Source organism: Luteimonas wenzhouensis, from assembly GCF_007859305.1.
Classification (GTDB): Bacteria; Pseudomonadota; Gammaproteobacteria; order Xanthomonadales; family Xanthomonadaceae; genus Luteimonas; species Luteimonas wenzhouensis.
In genome coordinates this window covers 1-26,992 of sequence record NZ_VOHE01000006.1, presented here as the reverse complement: position 1 = coordinate 26,992, position 26,992 = coordinate 1, and the positions used below count along the sequence as shown (strand labels likewise).

General features: G+C 73.1%; 24 protein-coding genes and 3 pseudogenes. 8 read left to right on the top strand and 19 right to left on the bottom strand.

The genetic code is table 11. The annotated features are described in order from the left end of the window. Positions 1-24 precede the first annotated feature (24 nt). The 4 genes from FQY79_RS11345 to FQY79_RS15800 are packed head-to-tail and all read right to left on the bottom strand — an operon-like array spanning position 25 to position 5,567. Positions 25-1,449 carry a bifunctional enoyl-CoA hydratase/phosphate acetyltransferase gene (locus FQY79_RS11345; RefSeq protein ID WP_146313032.1) on the bottom strand — a complete coding sequence of 475 codons (1,425 nt, stop codon included), beginning with the start codon at positions 1,447-1,449 and terminating at the stop codon, positions 25-27. Beyond that, positions 1,446-2,324, bottom strand: a complete 879-nt coding sequence (locus FQY79_RS11340) for a universal stress protein (protein ID WP_186759980.1) — start codon at positions 2,322-2,324, stop codon at positions 1,446-1,448. The genes FQY79_RS11345 and FQY79_RS11340 overlap by 4 nt, the downstream gene beginning before the upstream one ends. Next, complete coding sequence (locus FQY79_RS11335; RefSeq protein WP_146313030.1) at positions 2,321-5,089, bottom strand: HAD-IC family P-type ATPase; 2,769 nt, start codon at positions 5,087-5,089, stop codon at positions 2,321-2,323. Before FQY79_RS11335 ends, FQY79_RS11340 begins: the two co-directional genes overlap by 4 nt. After that, positions 5,082-5,567 carry a phasin family protein gene (locus FQY79_RS15800; RefSeq protein WP_186759978.1) on the bottom strand — a complete coding sequence of 162 codons (486 nt, stop codon included), beginning with the start codon at positions 5,565-5,567 and terminating at the stop codon, positions 5,082-5,084. Before FQY79_RS15800 ends, FQY79_RS11335 begins: the two co-directional genes overlap by 8 nt. A gap of 240 nt (positions 5,568-5,807) precedes the next feature. On the opposite strand from FQY79_RS15800, the gene FQY79_RS11325 reads away from it, so the two are divergent. Beyond that, positions 5,808-7,487, top strand: a complete 1,680-nt coding sequence (locus FQY79_RS11325) for a M28 family metallopeptidase (RefSeq protein WP_146313028.1) — start codon at positions 5,808-5,810, stop codon at positions 7,485-7,487. A gap of 725 nt (positions 7,488-8,212) precedes the next feature. Here FQY79_RS11325 and prpF read toward each other — a convergent pair. The 6 genes and pseudogenes from prpF to prpB form a co-directional block, all read right to left on the bottom strand. Continuing rightward, positions 8,213-9,397, bottom strand: a complete 1,185-nt coding sequence (gene prpF / locus FQY79_RS11320) for a 2-methylaconitate cis-trans isomerase PrpF (RefSeq protein WP_281289326.1) — start codon at positions 9,395-9,397, stop codon at positions 8,213-8,215. A 66-nt stretch (positions 9,398-9,463) separates the two neighbouring features. Continuing rightward, positions 9,464-9,817: pseudogene (locus FQY79_RS15645) on the bottom strand (rhodanese-like domain-containing protein); the annotation flags it as partial. A gap of 109 nt (positions 9,818-9,926) precedes the next feature. After that, positions 9,927-10,394, bottom strand: a complete 468-nt coding sequence (locus FQY79_RS11315) for an SRPBCC family protein (RefSeq protein ID WP_146313026.1) — start codon at positions 10,392-10,394, stop codon at positions 9,927-9,929. Positions 10,395-10,472: 78 nt separating this feature from the next. Continuing rightward, positions 10,473-13,091, bottom strand: a complete 2,619-nt coding sequence (gene acnD / locus FQY79_RS11310) for a Fe/S-dependent 2-methylisocitrate dehydratase AcnD (RefSeq protein ID WP_186759975.1) — start codon at positions 13,089-13,091, stop codon at positions 10,473-10,475. Positions 13,092-13,316: 225 nt separating this feature from the next. Further along, positions 13,317-14,474, bottom strand: a complete 1,158-nt coding sequence (gene prpC, locus FQY79_RS11305) for a bifunctional 2-methylcitrate synthase/citrate synthase (RefSeq protein WP_027071925.1) — start codon at positions 14,472-14,474, stop codon at positions 13,317-13,319. Positions 14,475-14,655: 181 nt separating this feature from the next. After that, positions 14,656-15,549 (bottom strand): methylisocitrate lyase, encoded by an 894-nt coding sequence (gene prpB, locus FQY79_RS11300; protein WP_027071924.1) that lies wholly within the window; start codon positions 15,547-15,549, stop codon positions 14,656-14,658. 95 nt (positions 15,550-15,644) lie between these two features. Here prpB and FQY79_RS11295 point away from each other — a divergent pair, with 95 nt between their 5' ends. The 7 genes from FQY79_RS11295 (at position 15,645) to FQY79_RS11265 (ending at position 21,674) form a co-directional block, all read left to right on the top strand. Further along, the gene (locus tag FQY79_RS11295) at positions 15,645-16,922 is read left to right on the top strand and encodes a citrate synthase family protein (protein ID WP_146313024.1); all 1,278 of its coding nucleotides are present in this window, start codon (positions 15,645-15,647) and stop codon (positions 16,920-16,922) included. 380 nt (positions 16,923-17,302) lie between these two features. Continuing rightward, the gene (locus FQY79_RS11290) at positions 17,303-18,094 is read left to right on the top strand and encodes an ABC transporter ATP-binding protein (protein WP_146313023.1); all 792 of its coding nucleotides are present in this window, start codon (positions 17,303-17,305) and stop codon (positions 18,092-18,094) included. 175 nt (positions 18,095-18,269) lie between these two features. Further along, positions 18,270-19,019, top strand: coding sequence for an MlaE family lipid ABC transporter permease subunit (locus tag FQY79_RS11285; protein ID WP_027071922.1), 750 nt, complete (start codon positions 18,270-18,272; stop codon positions 19,017-19,019). 73 nt (positions 19,020-19,092) lie between these two features. After that, the gene (gene mlaD / locus FQY79_RS11280; RefSeq protein ID WP_146313022.1) at positions 19,093-19,605 is read left to right on the top strand and encodes an outer membrane lipid asymmetry maintenance protein MlaD; all 513 of its coding nucleotides are present in this window, start codon (positions 19,093-19,095) and stop codon (positions 19,603-19,605) included. Continuing rightward, positions 19,602-20,267, top strand: coding sequence for an MlaC/ttg2D family ABC transporter substrate-binding protein (locus FQY79_RS11275; RefSeq protein WP_146313021.1), 666 nt, complete (start codon positions 19,602-19,604; stop codon positions 20,265-20,267). The genes mlaD and FQY79_RS11275 overlap by 4 nt, the downstream gene beginning before the upstream one ends. After that, complete coding sequence (locus tag FQY79_RS11270; protein WP_027071919.1) at positions 20,267-20,554, top strand: STAS domain-containing protein; 288 nt, start codon at positions 20,267-20,269, stop codon at positions 20,552-20,554. Before FQY79_RS11275 ends, FQY79_RS11270 begins: the two co-directional genes overlap by 1 nt. Before the next feature lie 31 nt (positions 20,555-20,585). Next, positions 20,586-21,674: an MlaA family lipoprotein gene (locus tag FQY79_RS11265; RefSeq protein ID WP_186759973.1), complete on the top strand. Its 1,089-nt coding sequence runs from the start codon at positions 20,586-20,588 to the stop codon at positions 21,672-21,674. 21 nt (positions 21,675-21,695) lie between these two features. On the opposite strand, the gene FQY79_RS11260 is transcribed toward FQY79_RS11265, so the two are convergent. The 9 genes and pseudogenes from FQY79_RS11260 to FQY79_RS11220 form a co-directional block, all read right to left on the bottom strand. Continuing rightward, on the bottom strand, positions 21,696-23,264 hold the full coding sequence (locus FQY79_RS11260) for a DNA recombination protein RmuC (RefSeq protein WP_146313020.1): 1,569 nt from the start codon (positions 23,262-23,264) through the stop codon (positions 21,696-21,698). A gap of 77 nt (positions 23,265-23,341) precedes the next feature. Further along, on the bottom strand, positions 23,342-23,749 hold the full coding sequence (locus FQY79_RS11255; RefSeq protein ID WP_146313019.1) for a DUF1801 domain-containing protein: 408 nt from the start codon (positions 23,747-23,749) through the stop codon (positions 23,342-23,344). 4 nt (positions 23,750-23,753) lie between these two features. After that, positions 23,754-24,014: pseudogene (locus tag FQY79_RS11250) on the bottom strand (YnfA family protein); the annotation flags it as partial. 49 nt (positions 24,015-24,063) lie between these two features. Then, the gene (locus FQY79_RS11245) at positions 24,064-24,621 is read right to left on the bottom strand and encodes a hypothetical protein (RefSeq protein ID WP_146313018.1); all 558 of its coding nucleotides are present in this window, start codon (positions 24,619-24,621) and stop codon (positions 24,064-24,066) included. Positions 24,622-24,677: 56 nt separating this feature from the next. After that, complete coding sequence (locus FQY79_RS11240; RefSeq protein WP_146313017.1) at positions 24,678-25,259, bottom strand: GNAT family N-acetyltransferase; 582 nt, start codon at positions 25,257-25,259, stop codon at positions 24,678-24,680. 88 nt (positions 25,260-25,347) lie between these two features. After that, positions 25,348-25,761: a hypothetical protein gene (locus tag FQY79_RS11235; RefSeq protein WP_146313016.1), complete on the bottom strand. Its 414-nt coding sequence runs from the start codon at positions 25,759-25,761 to the stop codon at positions 25,348-25,350. Positions 25,762-25,840: 79 nt separating this feature from the next. Beyond that, complete coding sequence (locus FQY79_RS11230; RefSeq protein ID WP_146313015.1) at positions 25,841-26,206, bottom strand: VOC family protein; 366 nt, start codon at positions 26,204-26,206, stop codon at positions 25,841-25,843. Between the two features lie 44 nt (positions 26,207-26,250). Continuing rightward, positions 26,251-26,586 (bottom strand): hypothetical protein, encoded by a 336-nt coding sequence (locus FQY79_RS11225; protein ID WP_146313014.1) that lies wholly within the window; start codon positions 26,584-26,586, stop codon positions 26,251-26,253. Positions 26,587-26,709: 123 nt separating this feature from the next. Continuing rightward, positions 26,710-26,865, bottom strand: a pseudogene (locus tag FQY79_RS11220) (integrase core domain-containing protein); the annotation flags it as partial. Positions 26,866-26,992: the final 127 nt, after the last annotated feature.

The window sequence follows — 26,992 nt, the reverse complement described above, 5'->3', positions numbered from 1 at the left end:
TGGGGGCGCTGTGCGACTGCCGGGTCAGGGCGGCGCGGTGCGGTAGCGGTGCGCCAGCATCAGGGCGATGGCGCACGAGGCCAGGCGCGACTCGCGGGAGTCGGCGCGGCTGGTCAGCACCACCGGCACCTTCGCGCCCATCACGATCCCGGCGCTGGCCGCGTCGCCCATGTACATCACCTGCTTGGCCAGCATGTTGCCGCTCTCCAGGTCCGGCACCACCAGCACGTCGGCCTGGCCGGCGACGTCGGACACGATGCCCTTGGTGCGCGCGGCGGCGATCGACACCGCGTTGTCGAACGCCAGCGGGCCGTCGAGCACGCCGCCTTCGATCTGGCCGCGGTCGGCCATCTTGCACAGCGCCGCGGCATCGAGGGTGGCCGGCATCGACGGCGTCACCGTCTCCACTGCGGCCAGGATCGCCACCTTCGGCCGCTCGACCCCGATCACGTGCGCCAGCTCGATCGCGTTGCGCACGATGTCGGCCTTCTGCGCCAGGTCCGGCGCGAGGTTGATCGCCGCGTCGGTGACGATGAACGGGCGCGGGTAGTGCGGCGTCTGCAGCACGAAGCAGTGGCTCACGCGGCGCTTGGTGCGCAGGCCGCCGGCCGAGGACACCACCGCCCCCATCAGCTCGTCGGTGTGCAGGCTGCCTTTCATCAGCGCCTCGACCTTGCCCTCGCGCGCCAGCGCCACCGCGCGCTCGGCGGCGGCGTGGCTGTGCGGCACGTCCTCGACCGCGATCCCGGCCAGGTCGATGCCGGCTTCGGCGGCCGCGGCCTCCAATCGCGCGCGGGGCGCCACCAGCACCGGGTCGATGAGGCCCGCGTCGCGCGCGTCCATCGCGCCGGCCAGGCTGAGCGGATCGCAGGGATGCACCACCGCCACCTTCACCGGTTCGAGCGTGGCGACGTGGGCCAGCAGCCGCGACAGGCCGTCGTCGCCGGCCACGTCGAGGCGGATCTCCGGCAGCGCGGTGCGCGGGCGCTCGATGCGCTCGTCGGGCGCGATCACCTGCGCCTCGCCCTCGATCGCCACCTCGCCGCGCTGGTTGGTGCCCTTGCAGGCCAGGGTCACCAGGCGCCGCCCGGGCTCGAGCGCGGTCACCGTGACCTGGATCGTGAGCCGGTCGCCGATCCGCACCGGCGCCAGGAAGCGCAGGGTCTGGCCGAGGTAGATCGTGCCGGGGCCGGGCAGGCGCGTGCCGAGCACCGCCGAGATCAGCGCCCCGCCCCACATGCCGTGCGCGATCACGCCGCTGTAGCGCGTGGACGCGGCGAACTCGGGATCGACGTGGGTCGGGTTGAGGTCGCCCGAGAGCAGGGCGAACAGCTGGATGTCCTCCTGCGCCAGGGTGCGCTCGATGCTGGCGCAGTCTCCGACCGACAGTTCGTCGAAGGTGCGGTTGCGCAGGACGCGCAGGTCGTCGTCGCGGGGCGGCAGGTTCATGCGCGCACCGCCAGCAGGTCGGCCTGGACCGTGGCCAGGATCCGCCGCGCCACGCTGCCCACCACCAGTTCGTGGATCGCGCCACGGCCGTGGGTGCCGAGCACGACGAGGTCGGCGCCGAAGGTCTCGAGGTACTGCTGCACGAGTCGCGCGGGTTCGCCGTGCTCGACCAGCAGCTCGACCTCGTCGCCCAGGCCCTCCTCGCGCAGGAACGCGCGCCCTTCCTCGCGCAGCTGCGCGGCGGTGTCGGCCAGCGCCTGGTCGCGGGTGCTGTCGAGCAGGCCCAGCATCGGCACCGAGTAGCCGTGCAGCACGGTCATCGGCGTGCCGGGGAACAGGGCGCGCGCGCGCCGCAGCGCCGCGCGGCAGGCCTCGGAGAAATCGCTCGCGAACAGCAGCCGGCGGTACGGGCGGTGCGCGCGCTCCTTGACCATCAGCAGCGTGGCGCCGGGCCGGCGCAGCACGCGGTCGACGGTCGATCCCAGCACCGCGGGGCCCACCAGGCCGTCGCGGACCGGCCCGGTGACCAGCACCGCCTCGCCCAGCGCATCGAGCAGGCCGGCCACGTGGTCGCCGGCCGCGCCCCGCGCCACGTGCACCTCCCACCGGCGCGGGGTGGCCTCGAACTCGCGCTCGAGCCGGCGCCGCGCGAGCTGCACGTCGTCCGGCTCGGTGTACCAGCCGGGCAGGTCGTGGCGCGGCACGTTGCGCGCCGAGCGCTCGAACGGCTCGACCACCGTCGCCGCCAGCGCGCGAGCGCTGCCGCCGCGCGCGAGCGCGATCGCGCGATCGGTGGCGCGGTCGCAGCGCGGCGACAGGTCGGTGGCCAGCAGCAGGTGGCTCGCCTGGATGGTCCCGGCATCGGGTGGGTTCATGCATGGGCTCCCTGGGGCGTGGACCCCGATCCTGCCACGGTGCGCAGCTCTGCGAACACGTCGAAGCGGCGCAGCAGCCATTTCTCCAGTTCCAGCAGCGCCAGCAGCACCACGCCGGCCGCTACCACCACGAGATTCTCCAGCAGCGGCACCGGGCGGCTGCCGAACACCGCATGCATCCACGGCAGCCAGGTGAACGCCACCTGCGCCAGCACCACGGCCGCGATCGCCCACAGCACCGCCGGCGTGCCGCGCAGGCCCCGCAGCGAGAACGAGGTGCCGTGCAGGTAGCGCACCGCGAACAGGTAGAACACCTCCAGCACGCAGAAGGTGTTGACGACCATGGTGCGCGCGGTCTCCAGGTCGTGTCCGCGCGCGCGCGCCCAGGCGAACACGGCGAACACCAGCGCGCTGAACAGCACCGACACCAGGCAGATCCGCCACAGCATGAAGGGCGAGACCAGCGGCGCGTCGCGGCGCCGCGGCGGGCGCGACATCACCCCGGGCTCGGGCGGCTCGAACGCCAGCGACAGGCCCAGGGTCACGGTCAGCACCATGTTGATCCAGAGGATCTGCACCGGCGTCATCGGCAGCACCCAGCCCAAGGCCAGCGCCAGCACCACGGCCAGCGCCTCGCCGCCGTTGGTGGGCAGGGTCCAGGCGATCACCTTGCGGATGTTGTCGTACACCGCGCGGCCCTCGTGCACCGCGGCGGCGATCGAGGCGAAGTTGTCGTCGGCCAGCACCATCTGGCTGGCCTCCTTGGCCGCCTCGGTGCCCTTGTGGCCCATGGCGATGCCGATGTCGGCCTGGCGCAGCGCGGGCGCATCGTTGACGCCGTCGCCGGTCATGGCCACGGTGTGGCCGCGCGACTGCAGCGCGCGCACGATCCGCAGCTTGTGCTCGGGCGTGGTGCGCGCGAACACGCTGGCCTCGGCGGCGAGCGCGGGCAGGTCGGCGTCGGCCACGTGCTCGAGCTCCTGCCCGGTCACCACCCGCACCCGGTCGGCCAGCCGCAGCTGGCGGGCGATCGCCGCGGCGGTGGCGGCATGGTCGCCGGTGATCATCTTCACCGCGATGCCGGCGCCGCGGCAGTCGGCGACCGCGCGGATCGCTTCCTCGCGCGGCGGGTCGATGAAGCCGACCAGGCCGGCGAACACCAGCCCGCCCACGTCCTCCAGCGCCAGCTGCGCGGGCACGTGGTCGAGGCGGCGGAAGGCGAAGCCGAGCACGCGCTGGCCGGCGTCGCCGGCGGCATCGATCGCGGCGCGCCACGTCGACGGATCCAGCGGCGCCTGCGCGCCGTCCGCGCCGGCCTGGGCCACGCTCAACGCCAGGACCTGTTCCGGCGCGCCCTTCACGCACAGCAGCGCGCCCTCGCCGTCGGCGTGCAGGGTGGCCATGAAGCGGTGCGCGGCGTCGAACGGCACCTCGTCCAGGCGCGGATGCGCGGCGCGCAGGGCCTCGCGGTCGATCCCGGCGCGCGCCGCCAGCGCCAGCAGCGCGGCCTCCATCGGGTCGCCGTCGGCGCGCCAGTGGCCGTCGGATGCTTCGCGCAGGTGGGCGTCGTTGCACAGCAGGCCGATGCGCGCGACCGCGCGCGCGGCCTCGAGCGCCGCGCCGTCGCCACCGGCCGCGTCCAGCCGCCCGTGCGGCGCGTAACCCTCGCCCTGCGCCTCCACCCGGCCGGCAACGGTCACCACGCTGCGCGCGGCCATCTCGTTGCGGGTCAGGGTGCCGGTCTTGTCCGAACAGATCACGGTGGTCGCGCCCAGCGTCTCGACCGCCGGCAGGCGCCGGACGATGGCGTGGCGTGCGGCCATGCGGCGCACGCCCAGGGCCAGGGTGATGGTGATGACCGCGGGCAGGCTTTCCGGGACCACGCCCACCGCGAGCGCCACCACCACCATCAGCGCATCGAGCCAGGCATAGCCGCGCACGGCCACGGCGAACAGGAACAGGGCGACGGCAGCGACCAGTGCCGCCACCGTGAAGCCGCGGCCGAAGCGCCGGATCTGGCGCAGCAGCGGGGTTTCCAGCGGTTCGATCCCGCCCAGCAGCGCGCCGATCCGGCCGATCCGGCTGCGCGGACCGGTCGCCACCGCCAGCGCCACCGCCTGGCCGGTCGCCACCAGGGTGCCGGAATGGAGCATCGAGGTGCGGGCGGCCAGTTCGGCGTCGGGGGCCACCGGATCGACCTGCTTGTCGACCGGCACCGACTCGCCGGTGAGCACCGATTCGTCCACGCGCAGGCCGCGCGCGCGCAGCAGCCGGGCGTCGGCCGGCACGCGGTTGCCGGCTTCCAGCAGCAGCACGTCCCCGGGCACCAGGCTCGCGACCGGCACCGTGGCCCGGCGCCCGCCGCGCAGCACGCGCGCGGTGGGCGCGAGCATCGAGCGCAGCGCCGACAGCGCCTGCTCGGCGCGCCCTTCCTGGACCACGCCGACGATGGCGTTGACCAGCACGACGGCGGCGATCACGCCCGCGTCGGCGTAATGCCCCAGCAGCGCCGACAGCACCGCGGCGGCGAGCAGGAACAGGATCAGCGGATCGTTGAACTGGCGCAGCAGGCGGCGCCAGCCGGGGACGCGCGGCGGTGGCGGCAGGGCGTTGGGGCCGTACTGCCCGAGCCGGCGCGCGGCCTCGTCCGGCGCCAGACCGTCCCCGTCCACCCCCAGCCGCGCCAGCGCCTCCCCCGGTTCGAGGGCATGCCAGTCGTCGGGCGCCGGGGCCGCCGGCGCGGCGGGCGGTGCCGGTTTACCCACCCCGCTTGCGCGCCCCGCCCCGGCTGCCGGCCGACTGCATCGCGGCGATGGCCTGGTCCATGCTCGACAGCAGCGCTTCCCACGACCCGGCCGTGGCCGAGGCGATACCTGCGTCGATGCCGGCTTCGGTCCAGGCCCGGGCCAGCTGCCGCTGCCATTCCTGCAGCGCTTCGCCCAGGCCGGCCACGAAGCGCTCCTGGGCCTGCACCGCGGCCTCCGCGGCGGCCTTGCCCTCGCCCAGCCCGGCCTCAGCCTGGCGCCAGAAGGTCTCGAACGGCAGCGAGGCCAGTGCCTGCCAGTCGCCGGCCTGGAGCAGCTTCCGGGCGTCGGCCTGGAACTGGGCGGCGCCGTCGCTGGCCGCACGCGTCCCCAGTTCCAGCCACTGCTGTCCGCCCTCCTGCATCAGCCGGCCCAGGCGGGCCTGCAGGTCCAGATTGGCCTTCCACAGCGCCATCGGCATATTGGAAACCTTGTCCATGTCGTCACCTCGGGGGATCGATGTCGGGAACAGGGGGCGCGCCGCGGCGCAGGGCACGGAGGACGTCCGCCGCCATGCTGGCCCGCACGCGCGCGCCTGGCATTGACCGCGGTCAATCGCGGCGGGCATGCCGGTCCGATCATAGGCACGGGCCGTTGCCGCGGCGTGTGCGCGCGCTGGCGCGGTTGTCCGGCCCGGCGCCCCGGTGCTAGCGTCCCCACGGCCTTCCGGAGTGTCCCCATGCCCTGCCGCACCACCGCCGCCCTGCTGCTGGGCGCCTGCCTGGCGCTGGGTGCCTGCCAGCGCAGCCCCGCCCCGCCTGCCGGCGCCGCGGCCGACCCGGCCGCGCCCGCCACCCCGAAACCGGCCAACGACACCCCCGCCGGCCAACGGATCGAGGCCGACGTGGTGGCCCTGGCCGACGACGCGATGGAAGGCCGCGAAACCGGCACCCCCGGCTACGACCGCGCGGCCGGGTACGTGGCCGAACGCTTCGCCGCGCTGGGCCTGGAGCCGGCCGGCGACGACGGCGGCTGGCGGCAGGCCGTGCCGCTGCTCAAGGGCACCGCGCTGGCCGAAGGCGCGCGGCTGGAGGTCCGGCGCGGCGGCCAGGCCACGGCGCTCGAGCTGCGCACCCAGTTCCTGCCGGGCGCCGACTTCAACCGCGAGCGGTCGGAGGTCGAGGCGCCGGCGGTGTTCGTCGGCCAGGCGGTGCATGCGCCGGAGCTGGGCCACGACGATTTCGCCGGGCTGGACCTGCGCGGCAAGATCGCGGTCGTGTTCGGCGGCGCCCCGGGCACCTTCGACGACACCCGCCGCGCGTTCCATTCCTCCTGGCGCGAGAAGCTGCGCAACCTGGTCGAGCGCGGCGCGATCGGCGCGGTGATGGTGAACACCGCCGACGACGAGGCGCGCTATCCCTGGGCGCGCACCGCCGAGCAGTTCGGGCGGCCGTCGATGCGCCTGCGCGGGCCCGACGGCCGGGCGATCGGCGCCTGGCCGCAGCTGCAGGCCACGGCCGTGGTCAGTGCGGCGGCGGCCGACCTGCTGTTCGAAGGCGGCGACATGACCTCCGCGCAGCTGTTCGATGCCGCGCGCCAGGGCCGGCTGCGCGGCTTCGACCTCCCCGGCACCCTGCTGCTGGCCGGCCGCACCCGGCTCGAGCCGGCGGAATCGGCGAACGTGGTGGGCCGGATCGGCGGCAGCGACCCGGTGCTGGCGGCCGAGCACGTGGTCTACACCGCGCACCTGGACCACGTCGGCATCGGCGCCGAAGTGGACGGCGACGCGATCCACAACGGCGCGCTCGACAATGCCCTGGGCGTGGCGATCATGCTCGAGGCCGCGCGCGAACTGGCGCAGGGGCCGGCGCCCGGGCGCTCGCTGCTGTTCGTCGCGCTCACCGGCGAGGAGCAGGGCCTGCTGGGCGCGGAGTGGTTCGCGCGACACCCGCCGGTCGAGGGCACCCTGGTGGCCAATATCAACATGGACATGCCGGTGCTGACCGCGCCGACCACCGACGTGGTGCCGATCGGCGTGGCGCATTCGGACCTCGACGCGGTGCTGGAGCAGGCCGCGTCCGAGATCGGGGTGGCGCTGTCGCCCGACCCGTTCCCCGAGGAAGTGGTGTTCGTGCGCAGCGACCAGTACGCCTTCGTCCGCGCCGGCATCCCCGCGGTCTACCTGATGGGTGGCGTGGTCGGCGCCAATCCCGGCCAGGATCCGAAGGTCGCGATGACCTGGTTCCTGCGCCACTGCTACCACCGCCCCTGCGACGACACCTCGCTGCCGATCCAGTACGGCGACGCCGCCCGCCTGGCGCGGCTCAACGCCCGCATCGGCCAGCTGGTGGGCGATGCACCGCAGCGCCCGCGCTGGAAGCCGGGCGACTTCTTCGGCGAGCGGTTCGGGAAGGAGTGACGCGGGCGAGCCGCGCCCGCTTCCACCTTCTCCAGCGCCTTCCCGTTCCAACGCCTTCCCCACGCGCCTGCCCCTTCCCCCGCTTGCGGGGGAAGGTTGGGATGGGGGGACGCGCCGCAGGGGCGGAAGGCACCAGCGCCACCCGCTTGCCCCCACCCCGACCCGTGCACGGGGGAGGGAGTCATGGCCGCGGGGATGCGGCCGGAGTCAGGCGACCACGTCGGCCGGCACGCGCACCCAGCCTTCGCTTCGCACCCGCCCCTTCCCCCGCTTGCGGGGGAAGGTTGGGATGGGGGGACGCGCCGCAGGCGCGGAAGGCGCCAGGGCCACCCGCTTGCCCCCACCCCAACCCTCCCCCGCACACGGGGGAGGGAGTCATGGCCGCACCCGCCCCTTCCCCCGCTTGCGGGGGAAGGTTGGGATGGGGGGACGCGCCGCAGGCGCGGAAGGCGCCAGGGCTACCCGCTTGCCCCCACCCCAACCCTCCCCCGTACACGGGGGAGGGGGGCACCAGCGCGAATTCGGGAATCGGCGGCGCCGGAGTCAGGCGACCGCGTTGGCCGGCACGCCCGCCAGCCTTCGATTCGCACCCGCCCCTTCCCCCGCTTGGGGACGCGCCGCAGGCGCGGAAGGCGCCAGGGCCACCCGCTTGCCCCCACCCCAACCCTCCCCCGTGAACGGGGGAGGGGGCACCAGCGCGCATTCGGGAATCGGCGGCGCCGGAGTCAGGCGACCACGTCGGCCGGCACGCGCACCCAGCCTTCCATCAGCACGCGGGCGCTGCGGCTCATCACCGCCTTCGTGACGCTCCAGTGTCCGTCGACCTGTTCCACCGAGGCGCCGACCTGCAGGGTGCCGGAGGGATGCCCGAAGCGCACCACGTCGCGCCGGCCGCCGCCGGCGGCCAGGTTCACCAGGGTGCCGGGCACCGCCGCGGCGGTGGCGATCGCGACCGACGCGGTTCCCATCATCGCGTGGTGCAGCTTGCCCATCGACAGCGCGCGCACGTTGAGGTCGATGTCGGCGGCGGCGATCGCCTTGCCGCTCGAGGCCACGTAGTCCTTGGGCGGTGCGACGAAGGCGACCTTGGGCGTGTGCTGGCGCGTCTGCGCCTCCTCCGGCGTGCGGATCAGGCCCATGCGCAGCGCCCCCGCGACGCGGATCGCCTCGAGCATCCCGAGCGCCGCCCGGTCGTCGTTGATCGCCGGCTGCAGCTCGGTGCCGTCGTAGCCGATGTCGGCCGCGTTGACGAACACGGTCGGGATGCCGGCGCTGATCAGCGTCGCCTGCAACGGGCCGATGCCGGGCACGTCCAGGGTGTCGACCAGGTTCCCGGTCGGGAACATCGCGCCGCCATCGCCGTCGTCGGAGGGATCGACGAACTCGAGCACGATCTCCGCCGCCGGGAAGGTCACGCCGTCGAGCTCGAAGTCGCCGGTCTCGCGCACCTGGCCGTCGACCACCGGCACGCGGGCGACGATGGTCTTGCCGATGTTGGCCTGCCAGATGCGCACGGTGCAGGTGCCGTCCTTCGGCACGCGCGCGGGATCGATGAGCCCGTTGGCGATCGCGAACGGCCCGACCGCCGCCGACAGGTTGCCGCAGTTGCCGCTCCAGTCGACGAAGGCGCTGTCGATCGAGACCTGGCCGTAGAGGTAGTCGACGTCGTGGCCGGGCACCGTCGCCTTCGACAGGATCACGCACTTGCTGGTGCTCGAGGTCGCGCCGCCCATGCCGTCGGTGTGCTTGCCGTAGGGGTCGGGCGAGCCGATCACGCGCATCAGCAGCGCGTCGCGCGCCGGGCCGGGCACGCGCGCGGCCTCGGGCAGGTCCTCGAGGCGGAAGAACACGCCCTTGGAGGTGCCGCCGCGCATGTAGGTGGCCGGGATGCGGACCTGGCCGCCCGCCAGCCGCGTGGCGGCGGCCGCCGGCGCGCGCGTCTCCTTGCGCGCGACCTCGCCGCCCGCCGCCTTCCAGGCATGGAAACCGCCGGCGACGTGGGCCACGCGCGCCAGGCCCATGTCCTGCAGCGCGGCGGTCGCCAGCGCCGAGCGCCAGCCCGACTGGCAGTACAGCACGAAGCGCCGGTCCTGCCCGAACACCGGCTTGAAGTACGGGCTGTCCGGATCGGCCCAGAACTCGAGCATCCCACGCGGCGCATGGAACGCGCCGGGCACCAGGCCCTCGCGCTCGAGCTCGCGCACGTCGCGGATGTCGACGAACTGCACGTCCGGGTCCCCGAGCAGCGCCCTGGCCTCCTCCACCGGGATCGTGGTGATGCGCGCGTTGGCCTCGTCGACCAGTTGCCTGATGCCCTTCTTCACTGCCATGGGAACTGTCCTGGGTTGCGACGCGTGGTCACGGAATTCGTGGGCGCGGGAGCGGCGCGCCAAACAGGTCGCCCTGCGCCATCAGCGCCAGCTGGCCCGGATCCATGGCTCACGCTCCGTCCGGGATTTCAGGCTCGACCAGCCGGGCCAGCAGCTCCAGCGATTCCTGCCAGCCGGCGTAGCAGAAATCAACCGGGACCGCTTCGGGCAGGCCTTCCTGGCGGATGCGCAGCACGGTGCCCACGGGGCTGGGTTCGAAGGTGACGGTCACCTGCATCTCGCCGGGCAGGCCCGGGTCCTCGAACGCGTCGGTGTAGCGGATGCGCTCGCCCTCGACCAGCTCGACGTAGCGGCCGCCGAAGGTGTGGCTGGTGCCGGTGGAGAAGTTGGTGAACGACATCCGGTAGCCGCCGCCCACGCGCACGTCGCTCTCGTGGACCACGCCGGTGAAGCCGTGCGGCGGCGACCACTTCGCCATCGCCGCCGGATCGACGAAGGCACGGTACACGCGCTCGGGCGGCGCGCGCAGCACGCGGTGCAGGGTGACGGTGCCGGTGTTGTTGTTCGCGTCGGACATGCTCGGTCTCCTGGGTGGGTCTGCAGGGATCCGACGAACGGCGCGGGCGGGATTCGACAGTCCGGCCGCAACACCCGTTCAGGCCGTCCGCGACCGGGCCAGGAAATCCTGGGCGAAGCGCTGCAGCACGCCGCCGGCCTCGTAGATCGACAGCTCCTCGTCCGAGTCGAGGCGGCAGGTGACCGGGACCTCGACGCGGCTGCCGTCGCGGCGATGCACCACCAGGGCCAGCGTCGCGCCCGGCGCGGGCGTGCCGACGACATCGAAGGTCTCGGTGCCGTCGATGCCCAGGGTCAGGCGGGTCGTGCCCGGCTGGAACTGCAGCGGCAGCACGCCCATGCCGATCAGGTTGGTGCGGTGGATGCGCTCGAAGCCCTCGGCCACGATCGCCTCCACCCCGGCCAGGCGCACGCCCTTGGCGGCCCAGTCGCGCGAGCTGCCCTGGCCGTAGTCGGCGCCGGCGATGATCACCAGCGGCTGGCGGCGCTGCATGTAGGTCTCGATCACCTCCCACATGCGCATCACCTGGCCTTCGGGCTCCAGCCGCGCCAGCGAGCCCTGGACCACGTTGCCGTCGTCGTCGCGCACCATCTCGTTGAGCAGCTTGGGGTTGGCGAAGGTCGCGCGCTGCGCGGTGAGGTGGTCGCCGCGATGGGTGGCATAGGAGTTGAAGTCCTCCTCGGGCAGGCCCATCGAGGCCAGGTACTCGCCCGCCGCGCTCGACGGCAGGATCGCGTTCGACGGCGAGATGTGGTCGGTGGTGATGTTGTCGCCGAGCACCGCCAGCGGGCGCATGCCGCGCAGGGTGCGCTCGCCGGACAGCGCGCCTTCCCAGTACGGCGGGCGGCGGATGTAGGTGCTCTGCGGGCGCCAGTCGTAGAGCGGGCTGGCCGGTTCGCCGCCCTCGACCTTGAGCCGGAACATCGGCCCGTACACCGCGCGGTACTGCTCGGGCTTGACGCTGGCCTTCACCACCGCGTCGATCTCGGCGTCGCTGGGCCAGAGGTCCTTGAGCGTGACCGGATTGCCGTCGGCGTCGAAGCCCAGGGGATCCTTCTCGATGTCGAAGCGCACCGTGCCGGCGATGGCGTAGGCCACCACCAGCGGCGGCGAGGCCAGGAAGGCCTGCTTGGCGTAGGGATGGATCCGGCCGTCGAAGTTGCGGTTGCCGCTGAGCACGGCCACCGCGTACAGGTCGCGGTCGACGATCTCCTGCTGGATCTTCGGGTCCAGCGCGCCGCTCATGCCGTTGCAGGTGGTGCAGGCGAAGCCGACGATGCCGAAGCCCAGCTGCTCCAGGTGCGGCAGCAGGCCGGACTCCTCCAGGTACAGCTGCACCGCGCGCGAACCCGGCGCCAGCGAGGTCTTCACCCACGGCTTGCGCGCCAGGCCCTTCTGCACCGCGTTGCGCGCCAGCAGGGCGGCGGCGATGACGTTGTGCGGGTTGCTGGTGTTGGTGCAGGAGGTGATGGCGGCGATGATCACCGCGCCGTCGGGCAGCTGGCCCTCGCGCTCGGCCGCGCGCGCGGCCTCGAGCTTGGCCGGGTCGGCGATGCCGCGCTCGGCCAGCGCGCGCGTGGGCAGGCGCCGGTGCGGGTTCGACGGGCCGGCCATGTTGCGCTCGACCGCCGACAGGTCGAAGTGCAGGGTCCGCTCGTAGCGCGCGTCGGCGAGGTCGTCGGCCCACAGGCCGGCCGCCTTCGCGTAGGTCTCGACCAGCGCCACCTGCTCCTCGCTGCGGCCGGTCAGGCGCAGGTAGTCGAGGGTGTTGCCGTCGATGAAGAACATCGCCGCGGTGGCGCCGTACTCGGGCGCCATGTTGGAGATGGTGGCGCGGTCGCCCACGGTCAGCGCCGCCGCGCCCGGGCCGCGGAACTCCAGGTATGCGCCGACCACGCGCTGCTGGCGCAGGAACTCGGTCAGCGCCAGCACGATGTCGGTGGCGGTGATGCCGGGGCCGGGTCGGCCGGCCAGTTCCACCGCGACGATCTCCGGCGTGCGCATCCACGAGGCGCGCCCGAGCATCACGTTCTCGGCCTCCAGGCCGCCGACCCCGATCGCGATCACGCCCAGCGCGTCCACGTGCGGGGTGTGCGAGTCGGTGCCCACGCAGGTGTCGGGGAAGGCGACGCCATCGTGCACGTACACCACCGGCGACATCTTCTCCAGGTTGATCTGGTGCATGATCCCGTTGCCCGGCGGGATCACCTCCACGTTGTCGAACGCATGCCGGCACCACTCGATGAAGTGGAAGCGGTCGGCGTTGCGGCGGTCCTCGATCGCGCGGTTCTTCTCGAACGCCTGCGGGTCGTAGCCGCCGCATTCGACCGCCAGCGAGTGGTCGACGATCAGCTGCACCGGCACCACCGGGTTGACCGCGGCCGGGTCGCCGCCCTGGTCGGCGATCGCGTCGCGCAGGCCGGCCAGGTCCACCAGCGCGGTCTGGCCGAGGATGTCGTGGCAGACCACGCGCGCCGGGAACCAGGGGAAGTCGAGCGTGCGCTCGCGGCGCACCAGCTGGCCGAGGTAGTCGTTGATGCGCGCGGGGTCGGCCCTGCGCACGATGTTCTCGGCATGCACGCGCGCGGTGTAGGGCAGGCCCGCCCAGGCGCCGGGCTGCAGCGCCTCGACGGCTTCACGCGCGTCGTACCAGTCGAGCTGGGTGCCGGGAAGGGGTTTGCGGTGCAGGCTGTTCATGGCGGGCGACTCGAAGCTGGGGAGTTGGCCCCTTCCCCCGCGAGCGGGGGAAGGTCGGGATGGGGGCGCGCTCAGCGCGCGTCCCGGGCAGCGATGCGGCCGCTGGCCCCACCCCGGCCCGTCCGGCCCGGCGCAGGGCGCCGGTCGTCCGGGCATCCTGCACGGCATGCCGTGCAAGCAGGATGCTCCCACCCCCGCACGCAGGGGAGGGAGCAACGCGGTGGGTCAGGGCCGCTGGTCGATCGGCACGAAGGTCTGGTCCTCCGGACCGGTGTAGTTCGCGCTCGGGCGGATGATCTTGCCGTCGATGCGCTGCTCGATGATGTGCGCGCTCCAGCCGGAGGTGCGCGAGATCACGAACAGCGGGGTGAACATGTCGGTCGGCACGCCCATCATGTGGTAGCTGACCGCGCTGAACCAGTCGAGGTTCGGGAACATCTTCTTGATGTCCCACATCACCGACTCCAGGCGTTCGGCGATGTCGTACATCTTCGTGTTGCCCGCTTCCTCCGACAGCTCCTTCGCGACCTGCTTGATCACCTTGTTGCGCGGGTCGGACACGGTGTAGACCGGGTGGCCGAATCCGATGATGACCTCCTTGTTCGCCACCCGGCGGCGGATGTCGGCCTCGGCCTCATCCGGGGTCTCGTAGCGCTTCTGGACCTCGAACGCGACCTCGTTGGCGCCGCCGTGCTTGGGCCCGCGCAGGGCGCCGATGCCGCCGCAGATCGCCGAGTACATGTCCGAGCCGGTGCCGGCGATGACGCGGCAGGTGAAGGTCGAGGCGTTGAACTCGTGCTCGGCGTACAGGATCAGCGAGGTGTGCATGGCGCGCACCCAGCTGTCCTTCGGCTTGCGCCCGTGCAGCAGGTGCAGGAAGTGGCCGCCGATCGAGTCGTCGTCGGTCTCCACCTCGATCCGCCTGCCGTTGTAGGCGTAGTGGTACCAGTACAGCAGCATCGAACCGAGCGAGGCCATCAGCCGGTCGGCGATGTCGCGCGCGCCCGGGTGGTTGTGGTCGTCCTTCTCCGGCCGGACGCAGCCGAGCACCGACACGCCGGTACGCATGACGTCCATCGGGTGTGCCGACGGCGGCAGCTGCTCGAGCGCGGCCTTGACCGCGGCCGGCAACCCGCGCAGCGACTTGAGCCTGGCCTTGTAGGCGGCCAGCTCGGCGCGGTTGGGCAGCTTGCCGTGCACCAGCAGGTGGGCGATCTCCTCGAACTCGCAGGTGGTGGCGAGGTCGAGGATGTCGTAGCCGCGATAGGCGAGGTCGTTGCCGGTGCGGCCGACGGTGCACAGGGCGGTGTTGCCGGCGGCGGTCCCGGACAGGGCGACCGACTTCTTCGGCTTGAACGGCGTGGCGGGGGTGGCTTCGGTCATGGGGAACCTCCTGGATGGGCGGCCGCCTGCCCGGGGATGCGCGTCCGCTTTCTGGCGGCGGCTGCGTTGACTGGATCGAAGCGGCGATCGCGCCGCGCCGGAACGCGCCGGAGGCAGCCGGTCGGGGTGCATGCCCCCGCCGGCCCGCCGGCCGACCAGCCCGACGGCGGCCGCCGCGCGTTCACCGCCCGGCGGCGAACAGCGCGTCGAGCCTGCGCTCGAACTCGTGGTAGCCGATCCGCTCGTAGAGCTCCTCGCGGGTCTGCATCATGTCGACCACGTTCTTCTGGTGGCCGTCGCGGCGGATCGCCTCGTACACGGCCTCCGCGGCCTTGTTCATGGCCCGGAACGCCGACAGCGGATAGAGCTGGATCGCGACCCCGGCCGAGGCCAGCTCGTCGCGGGTGAACAGCGGGGTCTTGCCGAACTCGGTGATGTTGGCCAGCACCGGCACCTTCACCGCGTCGACGAAGCGGCGGTAGGTGTCCAGGTCGTAGGCGGCCTCGGCGAAGATGCCGTCGGCGCCGGCCTCGACGCAGGCGATGGCGCGCTCGATCGCCGCGTCCACGCCCTCGACCTGGATCGCGTCGGTGCGCGCGATCAGGAAGAAATCCCTGTCGGTCTTCGCGTCGGCCGCGGCCTTGACCCGGTCCACCATCTCCGCCTGCGGCACGATCTCCTTGCCCGGCCGGTGCCCGCAGCGCTTGGCGCCGACCTGGTCCTCGATGTGGCAGGCGGCCGCGCCGGCCTTGATCAGCGACTTGACCGTGCGCTCGATGTTGAACGCGCTCGGGCCGAAGCCGGTGTCGATGTCGACCAGCAGCGGCAGCTCGCACACGTCGGTGATGCGGCGCACGTCGATCAGCACGTCCTCGAGCGTGTTGATGCCGAGGTCGGGCAGGCCCAGCGACCCCGCGGCCACGCCGCCGCCGGACAGGTAGATCGCGCGGTAGCCGGCGCGCCTGGCGAGCAGCGCATGGTTGGCGTTGATCGCGCCGACCACCTGGAGCGGGGATTCGGCGGCGAGCGCGGCGCGGAACCGGGCGCCGGGAGAGGCACTGGAGGGCTGGGTCATGGCTGCGGGCCTCGGACGGGGATGTCCCGGGGGCGGCCAATGTGGCACCCTTCCTGGGGTTGATCAATCTTGATCGAACGAATCAAGCTGACTCCATGCCCCGATCCACCGCCCGAGGCGGCGACCTGATCCCGGCCCGCGAGGCCTGCGCCCTGCTCGGGATCAGCCCTGCCACCCTGTACGCCTACGTCAGCCGCGGCCTGGTCGAGTCCCGGCCGGGGCCCGACCACCGCAGCCGGCTCTACCTGCGCCGCGACATCGAGCGCCTGGCCCAGCGCAAGCAGGCCGGCCGCGGGGCCGCCCGCGGCGCCGCGCAGAGCCTGGACCGAGGCCTGCCGGTGATGGAGACGGCGATCTCCCTGATCCGGCCCGACAGCCCCTACTACCGCGGCCGTGCGGCGGTGGCGATGGTGCGCGAAGGGTCCACGCTCGAGGACGCCGCGCGCCTGCTCTGGGACTGCGGCGACAGCGATCCCTTCGACCCGCCGCCGGCCCGCGGCTGGCCGGCGCGGGTGGCGCCGATCGCCGGCGACGCCAGCCTGCCGCCGCTCAAGCGGGCGATGGCGGCGATCCCGCTGCTGGCCGTGGACGAACGCGACTCGCTCAACGCCGCCCCGGCCACGCGCCGCCGCATCGCCGCCACCCTGCTGCGCCAGAACGCCGCGCTGCTGGTCGGCGCCGCGCCCGACGCGCGACCCGTGCACCGGCTGCTGGCCGACGCCTGGCGCCCGGGCGACGAGGCCTTCGCGGACCTGGTGCGCGCGGCGCTGGTGCTGTGTGCCGACCACGAGCTCAACGTCTCGGCCTTCGCCGCGCGCGTGGTCGCCTCCACCGGCGCGCACCTGCACGGCACGGTCTGCGCCGGACTGGCCGCGCTCTCCGGCCCGCGCCACGGCGGCGCCACCGCACGCGCCTACGCCCTGCTCGCCGACGCGGCGGCCGCCGGTTCCCCCGCCGCCCACGTCGACGAGCGCTGGCACCGCGGCGACGAGCTGCCCGGCTTCCACCACGTGCTCTATCCCGACGGCGACCCGCGCGGCGCCGAGGTACTGGCGATGCTGCGCCGGTACCGCGCCGGCGACCCGCGCATGGCCCACGTCGAGGCGGTGGTGGAGGCGGCGGCGCGCACCAGCGGCCGGCTGCCGAACATCGACGGCATGCTCGCGGCGATCTGCTACGTGCACCAGCTGCCGCCGGCCCCGGCGCTGGTGATGTTCGCCGCCGGACGCCTCGCCGGGTGGCTGGCGCACGCCCAGGAGCAGCAGGCGGCCGGGCGGCTGATCCGCCCGCGCGCGCGCTACAACGGCGTGCTGCCGGAGACGCCGGCGGCCGATGGGCCGGGAGGCAGGGAGGCCGTTGCGGGGACTGGCTGACGGGGCGGCCAGGGACAGGCCGGGCCGCCTGGTTACCCGGGCCGGGGCGGCGGTCGGACCGGACCCCGACAGCCCCCCTCCCAGCCTCCCCCCGCAAGCGGGGGAGGGGCCACGGCGCCGGGACCTGCCCGCCCCCTCCCCCGCCTGCGGGGGAGGGTTGGGGTGGGGGCAACCGGCGCGATTGCTCCAACACGCGATCCTCCACCCCACGCCACAAGCTGACCAGGCCACCCTCCGGCCATCCCCTGCCCCACCGGCCCCGAGCCTACATTCCGCCACCACCGCCCACCCCGATACCCGTGACGACTCCGTCAAGGTTCAGCCGCGTTCAGCCATCCTTGAACGCTTCCGGGTCCGTCCGGACCCGTCGTCGTGCCGCCATGACCGACGCCTCCCGCGACCCCGCCGTGCGTTTCGACGCCGTCCGCCTCGACCGTGGCGGGCGCACCATCCTGTCCGGCATCGACCTGGTCGTGCCGCGCGGCAGCGTGACCGCGATCCTGGGGCCGTCGGGCTGCGGCAAGTCCACCCTGCTGTCCGCGCTCACCGGCGAACTGGCACCGGCCGCCGGCCGGGTCGAGGTGTTCGGGCGGGCGGTGCCGCAGCGCACGCGCGAACTGCTGGAGATGCGCAAGTCGATCGGCGTGCTGCTGCAGGGCAACGGCCTGCTCACCGACCTCACCGCGGCCGAGAACGTGGCCCTGCCGCTGCGCACCCACACGCGGCTGCCGCGCGCGGTGATCGACCGCCTGGTCGAGATGAAGCTGCACGCGGTGGGCCTGCGCGCGGCCGCGGACCTGTATCCGCGCGAGCTCTCGGGCGGCATGGCCCGGCGCGTGGCCCTGGCCCGCGCGATCGCGCTCGACCCGCCGCTGATGGTGTACGACGAGCCGCTGACCGGGCTCGACCCGATCGCCTCGGGCGTGATCATGAACCTGGTCTCCGAGCTCAACGACCGCCTCGGCCTGACCAGCCTGATCGTCACCCACCACGTGCACGAGACCCTGCCCATCGCCGATCGCGCGGTGGTGCTGGCCAACGGCGGGATCGTGTTCGACGGCACCCCGGACCAGCTCCAGGCCACGCAGGACCCGCTGGTGCGCCAGTTCCTGCGCGGCGAGCCCGACGGCCCGATCGCCTTCGACAGCGCGCCGCGCAGGGAGGCGGCGTGAGCGTGGCGGCGGTCGCCCCCCTCCCAGCCTCCCCCCGCAGGCGGGGGGAGGCGCATTCCCGCCCCCTCTGCCGCCAGTTGGATGTGGAGCGTTCCTCCCCCCTCCCCCGCATTGCGGGGGAGGGCCGGGGTGGGGGCAGCAGCCCAACCGCCGGCAGCACGCGGAGGCGCCGCTGATGGCCCTCGCCGCCACCCTGCGCTCGGTCGGCCGCGCCGGCCTGTTCTCGCTGTCGGTGCTGCGCGCCTCGCGCCCGACCGCCGACCTGTTCGCCGAACTGGTGCGCGAGATCTACAAGATCGGCGCGCGCTCGCTGCCGATCATCGCGGTCGGCGGCGCCTTCGTCGGCCTGTCGCTGACCCTGCTCGGATTCCGCGCCCTGGAGACCTACGGCGCCGCGAACCAGGTCAGCGTGCTGATCGGCCTGGGCCTGTACCGCGAGCTGGCGCCGGTGCTCACCGCGCTGCTGTTCGTCGGCCGCGCGGGCTCCTCGATCGCCGCCGAGCTCGGCCTGATGCGCGCCACCGACCAGATCACCGCGCTCGGGCTGATGGCGATCGACCCGGTGGCCAAGGCGGTCGCGCCGCGGTTCTGGGCCGCGGTGGTGACCGTACCGCTGCTGGTCGGCTTCTTCGCCAGCTTCGCCATCGCCGCCAGCTGGTTCCAGGCGGTGCAGGTGCTGGGCATCGACAACGGCACGTTCTGGCAGACGATGAAGGACGCGGTGGATTTCCACGACGACTTCGTCCCGGCGTTCACCAAGGCCGCGGTGTTCGGCGGCACCGCCGCGCTGGTGGCCTCGTACGTCGGCTACCACGCCGAGCCGACCATCGAGGGCACCTCGGTAGCGACCACGCGCGCGGTGGTCAACGCCTCGCTGCTGGTGCTGATGTTCAACTTCGTGCTCTCGGCCTTCCTGTTCCGGTGAACCGCATGCGCCGCGTCCACTCCCCTTCCGCAACGAGCAGTCCGCCGCGCCCCGCGGCGTCGAGGTGACCCCAATGGCAACCCGTGGCCCCCGTCTCGAATTCGCCGTCGGCGCCTTCCTGGTGCTGGCGCTGGCCTCGCTGCTGGTGCTGGCGATCGCCTCCACCAACGGCCGCTTCGGTTTCGCCCGCGACAGCTACGAGCTGACCGCGCGCTTCACCCAGATCGGCCAGCTGCGGCCCAACGCGCCGGTCAAGATCGGCGGCGTGACCGTGGGCCGGGTGGCGAAGATCGACCTTGATCCCGAGCGTTTCGACTCCATCGTCACCCTGGCCATCGACGCCCGCTTCGACCAGATCCCGATCGACACCTCGGCCAGCATCCTCACCGGCGGCCTGCTCGGCGAGAGCTACGTCGGCCTGCAGCCGGGCGGCGACCTGGAGGTGTTCAGGCCCGGCGAGGAACTGGTGTTCACCACGCCGGCGGTGGACCTGATGCAGATGGTCGGCAAGTACATGTTCAGCGGCGGCGGCGACAATGCCGCACCCTCCGCGCCCCCCGCCACGGAAGAAGGAACGACCCCATGATCCGCCTCCCCCGCAACGCCATCGCCATCGCGCTCGCCGCGACCCTGCTCGCCGCGGCGCCCGTGGTCGCCACCGCCCAGGCGCAGCAGGCCGCGCCCGCGGCCATGCAGGGCTCGCCGAGCGAGCTGGTGCTCAACAACACCCGCCGCGTGCTCGAGACCATCGAGGCCCGCCGCGCCGAGTTCGCCGGCGACCGCGCCGCGCTGCAGGCGTTCATGATCGGCGAGTTCGAGAACATGTTCGACCGCGACTACGCGGCGCGCCAGGTGCTCGGCCGCCACGGCCGCGGCGCCTCGGACGAGGAGGTGAAGGCGTTCGGCGACGCCCTGGCGCAGAACCTGATGCGCCGTTACGGCTCCTCGCTGATCGACTTCAACACCCGGCTGCAGGTGCGGATCAAGTCCGAGACCGCGCTGCCGCGCGGCCTGGGCGTGAAGGTCTCGAGCGAACTGCTGCGCCAGGGCGGCGAGCCGATCCCGGTCGACTACCTGCTGCGCCGCGCCGGCAACGGCTGGCGCGTGTTCGACGTGATGGTGGAAGGCGTGTCGTTCGTGCAGACCTTCCGCCAGCAGTTCGACGCGGAACTGCAGCGCAAGTCGATCGCCCAGGTCACCCGGGAGCTGCGCAGCGGGCAGCTCTCGCCCGCCACCGGCGGCAACTGATGGCGGCCGCGGCCACGGTCCGGCGCGAGGCGGGCACGCTGGCGTTCGCCGGCGCGCTCGACCGCGCTGCGGTGCCCGCGCTGTGGCCGCGCGCGCTCGACGTGCTCGCGGGCGTGGAACGCTTCGATCTGACGGCGGTGGCCTCGGTCGACAGCGCGGGCCTTGCGCTGCTGGTGGAACTCGCGCAACGTGTCGGAGGCGTGGAAGTGGCCGGCGATCCGCCCGGTCTCGACGGCCTGCGCCGCGCCTACCGGCTCTCCCCCTCCCTGTCCTTCGCGCGGGCATGAGGCCCGCGCGGCCACGCCGACGGATCGCCCGATGACGCCGCGCCGCCCCCCACGCCTGCTCCCGTTCCTGCTGCCCCTGCTGCTGGCCGCATGCGCCGGCACCGGCGGCACCCGCGCCCCTGCGCCCGCACCGGCCGCGATGCCAGACGCCACGCCCGACGCCACGCTCGATGCCGGCGACGCGATGGACGCCGCGTCGGTGCCCGCATCGCCCGGGGCCGGGGACACCGGTGCAGCCGCGCCGGACGCGCTGCCGCCGTCCGGGGCGACCGATGCCGCCGCACCGGACGTGGCGATGCAGGGCGACGCGTCCGTGCCCACCCAGGCCGAACTCGACTACGCCGCGATCTACGGCCAGGCGCCCTACGACCCGGTCGCCGATCCCACCCTGCCCGAACCGGCCCAGCTGCCGGTCAGCTACGATCCGTGGGAAGGCTGGAACCGGCGCGTGCACCGCTTCAACAACGCCGTCGACCGCTCCATCGCCAAGCCGCTGGCGAAGTTCTACGTGCGTGTGGTGCCGCGCCCGGTGCGGCTCGGGGTGGGCAACTTCTTCAGCAACCTCGGCCAGCCGGTGAGCGCGCTCAACGCGCTGCTGCAGGGCCGCCCGGGACATGCCGGGCAGTCGCTGGGCCGGTTCCTGGTCAATGCCACGATCGGCATCGGCGGGCTGTTCGACCCGGCCACGAGGATGCGGATCCCCAACCGCAGCGAGGATTTCGGCCAGACCCTGGGCGTGTGGGGCTGGAAGAACTCGCGCTACGTGGAACTGCCGCTGTTCGGCCCGCGTACCCTGCGCGACACCTTCGGCCTGCTCGGCGACGCCCCGCTGTCGCCGATCCGCCAGGTCGAGGACGACCGGGCCCGCTACTTCCTCCAGGGCCTGCAGCTGGTGGACCTGCGCACCCAGCTGTTCGCGGTCGACGCGATGCGCGAGGGCGCGGCCGACGAGTACGCGCTGGTGCGCGACGCCTGGATGCAGCGGCGCAACTACCTGATCCAGTCCGACCGGCGCAGCGAGCAGTCCGAGGACCTGCCCGACTACCTGCTCGAGGACGAGGCCAACCCGACGGTGCCGGTGGACGTGATGCCGATCGTGCCGCTGTCGCCCACGCCCTGAGCGGGGGCCCACGGCACGGGATCACGCCGGGGCGTCGTCACCGTCGTCCGCGTTGGCGGCATCGCCGAGCAGGCCCGCGGCCTCCGGGCCGGACAGCGTCTCGACCCCGCGCAGGTGGCGCTCGATGGTGCGGGTCTTGCGGCTGGCGTCGCCGAGGCTGCGGCCGACCGTGGTGATCTGCTTCTCGGCCCGCTCGAGGATGCCGGCGAACTTGCCGAACTCGCTCTTCACCGCGCCCAGCAGCTTCCACACCTCGCTCGAGCGCTGCTCGATCGCCAAGGTGCGGAAGCCCATCTGCAGGCTGTTGAGCAGGGCGGTGATCGTGGTCGGCCCGGCCACCACGATGCGGTGGTCACGCTGCAGTGCGTCGGTCAGGCCGGGGCGACGGATGACTTCGGCGTACAGGCCTTCGGTGGGCAGGAACATGACCGCGAAATCGGTGGTGTGCGGCGGCACGATGTACTTCTCGCAGATCGACTTGGCCTGAATCCGCACCGCCTTCTCCAGCTGCGCGCCGGTGGCACGCACCAGGTCCGGCTCGGCCTGCTCCTGCGCATCGAGCAGGCGCTCGTAGTCCTCGCGCGGGAACTTGCAGTCGATCGGCAGCCACACCGGCGCGTCGCCGCTGCCGCGCCCGGGCAGGCGCACCGCGAAGTCCACCGCCTCGGCGCTGTCGGGGCGCACCCGCACGCTGCGCGCGTACTGCTCGGGCACCAGGGTCTGCTCGAGCAGGTTGTCCAGCTGCACCTCGCCCCAGGTGCCGCGGGTCTTGACGTTGGTCAGCACCCGCTTGAGGTCGCCCACGCCCGTGGCCAGCTGCTGCATCTCGCCCAGCCCGCGCTGGACCTGCTCCAGGCGCTCGGAGACGAGCTTGAACGAGGAATCCAGGCGCGTGGTGAGCGTGCTCTGCAGCTTCTCGTCCACGGTCTCGCGCATCTTCTCCAGCTTGGCGGCGTTGTCCTCCTGCAGCGCGCGCAGCTGCTGGTCGAGGGTGGCGCGCATCTCGCCGATGCGCTGCTCGTTGCGCTGGGTGAGTTCGGCCAGGCGCGCGCCCAGCGCCTCGGCGAAGCGCTGCTGCTGCTCGGCGCCCTCGCCGCGCGAACGCGCCAGTTCCTCGGCCAGCGCCTGGCGCAGCGCGGCCATGCCCGCGTCCACCCGCGCCACCAGCTCGGCCTGCTGCTGGGCGAAGGCGTGCATGCGCGCCTCCTGCTGCTGGCCGAACGCGTCCATCTGCTCGCGCATCCCCTGCAGCCGCTGGCCGAGCGCCAGTTCGAACCGGTGCTGCTGCTCGGCGTGCTCGCCGCGCGACTTGCGCGCGTCCTCGGTCAGCGCCTCGCGCAGCACGTCCAGGCGCTGGTCGGTGCGCAGCGCCAGGTCCTCCAGGCGCCGGCCGAAGGCTTCGTTGCGCTGCTCCTGCAGCGCCGACAGCCCGTCGAGCTGCTGGCGCAGTTCGGCCCGGCCCTCGCGCTGCTCCTCGCGCAGCGCGCGCTCGAGCAGCGCGCCGGGGCGGCGCAGCACCAGCGCCACCAGCAGGCCCACGGCCAGCAGCAGCAGGACGGCGATGACGATCAGCAGGGCGGTCGGTTCCATCGGCACAGTCTAGGCCGCGGCCGTCTCACAACCTGCACAGGCATCTTCCCCGCCGCGCGGCCGGCGCGCCGGCGCGCTCACGGCGCCTGCAGCCCGCGCAGCGGCTCCAGGCGTCCCTTGCGCCTGGCCAGGTTGCGGTAGTCCCACTGGATCTGGCGCGCCTTGCCGAGCCAGCGGCGCAGGGCCGCCACGTCGACGTCCCCGGCCTGGCGGTAGAACACCGAGGCGTCCCGGAACTTGCCGCCGGCCACGTCGAGCCCGGGCTCGCCGAAATCGGCCCCGCTCCAGAACATCAGGCGGATGCCCTGCTTCTGCCGGCTGTAACCGACGATGGGGTTGCCCTCCAGGAACCAGACCGGATGGCCGTGCCAGACCCGGTTCTCCGCGCCGGCCAGGTGGCCGTCGATCTCGCGCGCCAGCAGGTCGCAGAGTTCGCGCTGGCCGGGGTCGAGCGGCGCGTTGTAGCGCGCGGTGTCCGGATGCATGGCCGGGCCGGATCGCATCCACGGCCCACAGCCAGGCCAGGGCCACGCAGATGTACACCCCGCCATAGGCGGCGTACACCCGGCCGGCGGCGTGCGGATGCAGCGTGAGCAGCCAGACGAACGCCGCCAGGCTCAGCGCGGCCGGCAGCAGCAGCCACGCCGGCTTGCCCTGCCTGAGCCAGAGGTACGGCAGGTAGCAGCCGACGATCTCGGCCAGCGCGGTGGCGACGAACAGGCCCAGGAGCTTCAGCGCCTGCACGACCATCCTTCCCGACCTCGCTCCCGCCGCGATGCCGCTGCCCGGCCGCCGGGCCTCAGGCCGTGGCCTGCGGCGCCAGCGTCCGCCACAGCCCCACGAGCTTGCGGACCAGGCCACCGATCTCCGCGGGCGCCGGAGCGATGGACGCGAGCTGGCCGACAAAGACCCCGCCCGGCAGGTCGCCCGCGCAGATGACGATCCCCGAACCGATGGTCCGCAGGTCGACGTAGTTGGAGATCTCCTTGAACCGCTTCCGCGACCGCGCGCCCGAGGCCTGCAGCGCGCGCCATGTCCTGACCCCGCCGTTGCGCGGCGGCGGCGGATGCGCGTGGTACTGCAACAGCGAATCGAGGACCGCATACCCCAGTTCCTCGTCCGCCACGTCCCAGGGCAGTCGCGCCACGGGGCCGGCCTCCCAGATGCTGGTCGTGGCGGTGACGAGGTAGCGATCCTCGCCGCAGGCGTACACCACCGACCGCAGCTCCTCGACACGCGGATAGCGCAGCATCGCGTTGACCGCCTTGCGGCGATCGATGATCGAACCTCTCCCGAGGTCCGCATACCGTCCTGGTGGTGGAAGCAGCGGGGGCGCGGATGGAGCGGCGTCGTACATGCGTCAGGATCCTCCTTGAAGAGTCGTCCATGGATGGCGCTGGCCTGGCGCGCACGTCAGGCCGGGCGGCCGGAAGGCGCGGGCGATGCGTGCGCGGCGCTGCCGTCGAGCGCCAGGCCCATCACCCGGTCATCGTAAGCCGTTCCGCCGACATTGAACCGGCGCTCGGCCACGTCCACGAACCCGTGCCTGCGATAGAAGCCGATCGCCGCCGCGTTGCCGGCGTACACGCCGAGCAGCAGCCGCGACGCCCCGGCATCGCGCGCGAACGCGATCGCTTCGGCGAGCAGGCGCCTGCCCGTGCCGCCACCACGACAGCGCCCCAGCAGGTAGATGCGCTTGAGTTCGAGGTCGCGTCCGGGATCGGCCGACGGAAGGTCCGGGGCCGCCACCAGCGCGTATCCCACCGGCGCCCCGCCCGGCGCCTCCGCCAGCCAGGCCGCGCAGCCGGGTTGCTCCAGCCACTGGCGGTACCGCGCGGCGGAATGGGCCTCGCGGCAGTGGGCGACGATCGCCGCGCCGTCGAGCACGCCGGCGAACGTTTCCAGGAAGGTCGCCTGGCCGACCACCGCCAGCGCGGCATCGTCCGCGGACGACGCGCGCCGGATGGCCGTTTCGATAGAGGTCGGTGTCGCCATCGATCCCCGCCTGGATCGAACGTCGCGCGCTGGCGCGGCCCGACCGCATGGATGGAAGCCCGCCGCGGATCGTACGCGGGGGCGGGCCTCACTGCACGTCGACGATCACCACCTCGCCGGCCCTGCGCTCGAGTTCGATCACCAGCGGCTCCCCGGCCTGCTTGTGCAGGTAGTACGTCTCCGGCGTCCGGACGAAGCGTCTGTGGTGGGACGTCCCGGGGCTGGCCAGCACGTTCCCTTCCGCATCCCGGCACCAGAAGACCAGCGCCCCCACCTTGTCCAGCTGGACGGTGTAGGGGCCCTCGCACTCCCCGGGCCTGGACGGAACCTCGTGGCGCAGGGTGACCCGGTCCCCGTCCCTCTCCAGACTCCTGGCGGCGGCCTCGATCTCGAACGCAAGGCGGGTGGCGGCATCGGTCAGGACGTCGCAGCCGGCGACCAGCAGCAACGCCGCCATCGCCGCCCCCCGCAGCGCGGCCCTGGTGCGGACAGGCCGTTGCATCAAGGCGAAAGGACCGGAAGGCCCCAGGCCCCCGGCCCGCCAGCACGGCGGGCGCGACGCACCGCCAGCTGCCTGCCCGTCAACCGGCCGGCTGCCCACGGGCCTGCCCCACCCAGACCTGGTTGCCGCTGGGATCGAGCACGCGGAACTCCCGCATGCCGTAGAAGGTGTCGCGGATCTCCGGCCCCTCGGGCCCGGCCAGCGCAGCGCGCTCGCGGAGCTGGTCCAGGTCGTCCGCGTACAGGTACACGACCGCGTTGCGGCACGCATGCACGCCGCCGGCGATGGAACGGTCCAGCATGATCCGGTGCGGCCCGAGGGCCATCGAGGCCCAGCCCCACTCCTCGCGCAGGTTCTCCACCTCGAACCCCAGCCGGCGATAGAAGGCCACGCTCGCCGCCAGGTCGTGGGCCGGAAGCATCGGGACGATCCCCACGAGTGCCATGACGCGTCCTCCCGCCTCCGGCCCCGGGGCCAGGCGCGGCGCCCTTACAAGGTCAGGACCATGGCGATCCCCGAACCGACCGCGAGCGGGAAGGCCACCAGGACCAAGGTAACACCAAGCGGAAGCACCGCGTAAACGAGCCCCGCGACGAGGGACGCGACGGCCAGGCTGACCAACGGCACCCACCAGGCATACGCCGCGAACCCCCAGCCGAGCAGGGCGAGGATCCCCAGGGTCGCGAGCCCGCCTCCGAACCAGCGGTAGGCCGTCGATTCCACGGTTCCCGGAACCGGTTGCATGCCGGCATCGGCGGATGTGCGGTGGTGTGCGTAACTTGCGATGAGCAGGAAGACAAGCGTGGCGAGGTACAGCCAGTACATCACTTCCTCGGGAACTGCGAAGCAACCACTTTTCCCCGGACAAACGCCCCGGGACGCGACATCGCCGGGCGGTTGGCCAAGGCTCGCCAGCATACCTGACCTGAGTATGGAACTTGTAGCCAATCAGGCAGTGAGTCCGGGGTGAATGGTATCGGGTTCCGACCAGTTCCGGCGAACGGTCGCCGGGGGTTTGTAGCCATGGGCGCTGTGCGGCCGCTGCTCGTTGTAGAACTGCCGCCAGCGTTCGATCAGCACCTTCGCTTCGGCGCGGCTGCGGAATGCGGGTACCAATGAGATTGATCACTGAGAACAGTGCGGGGTGATCGCTCAACCGACCTTGCTGACCATCAGCAGCGGATCAAGCAGGCTCGCCAGTCAAGAAGCTGCTGGGAGATCTTCCAGCACT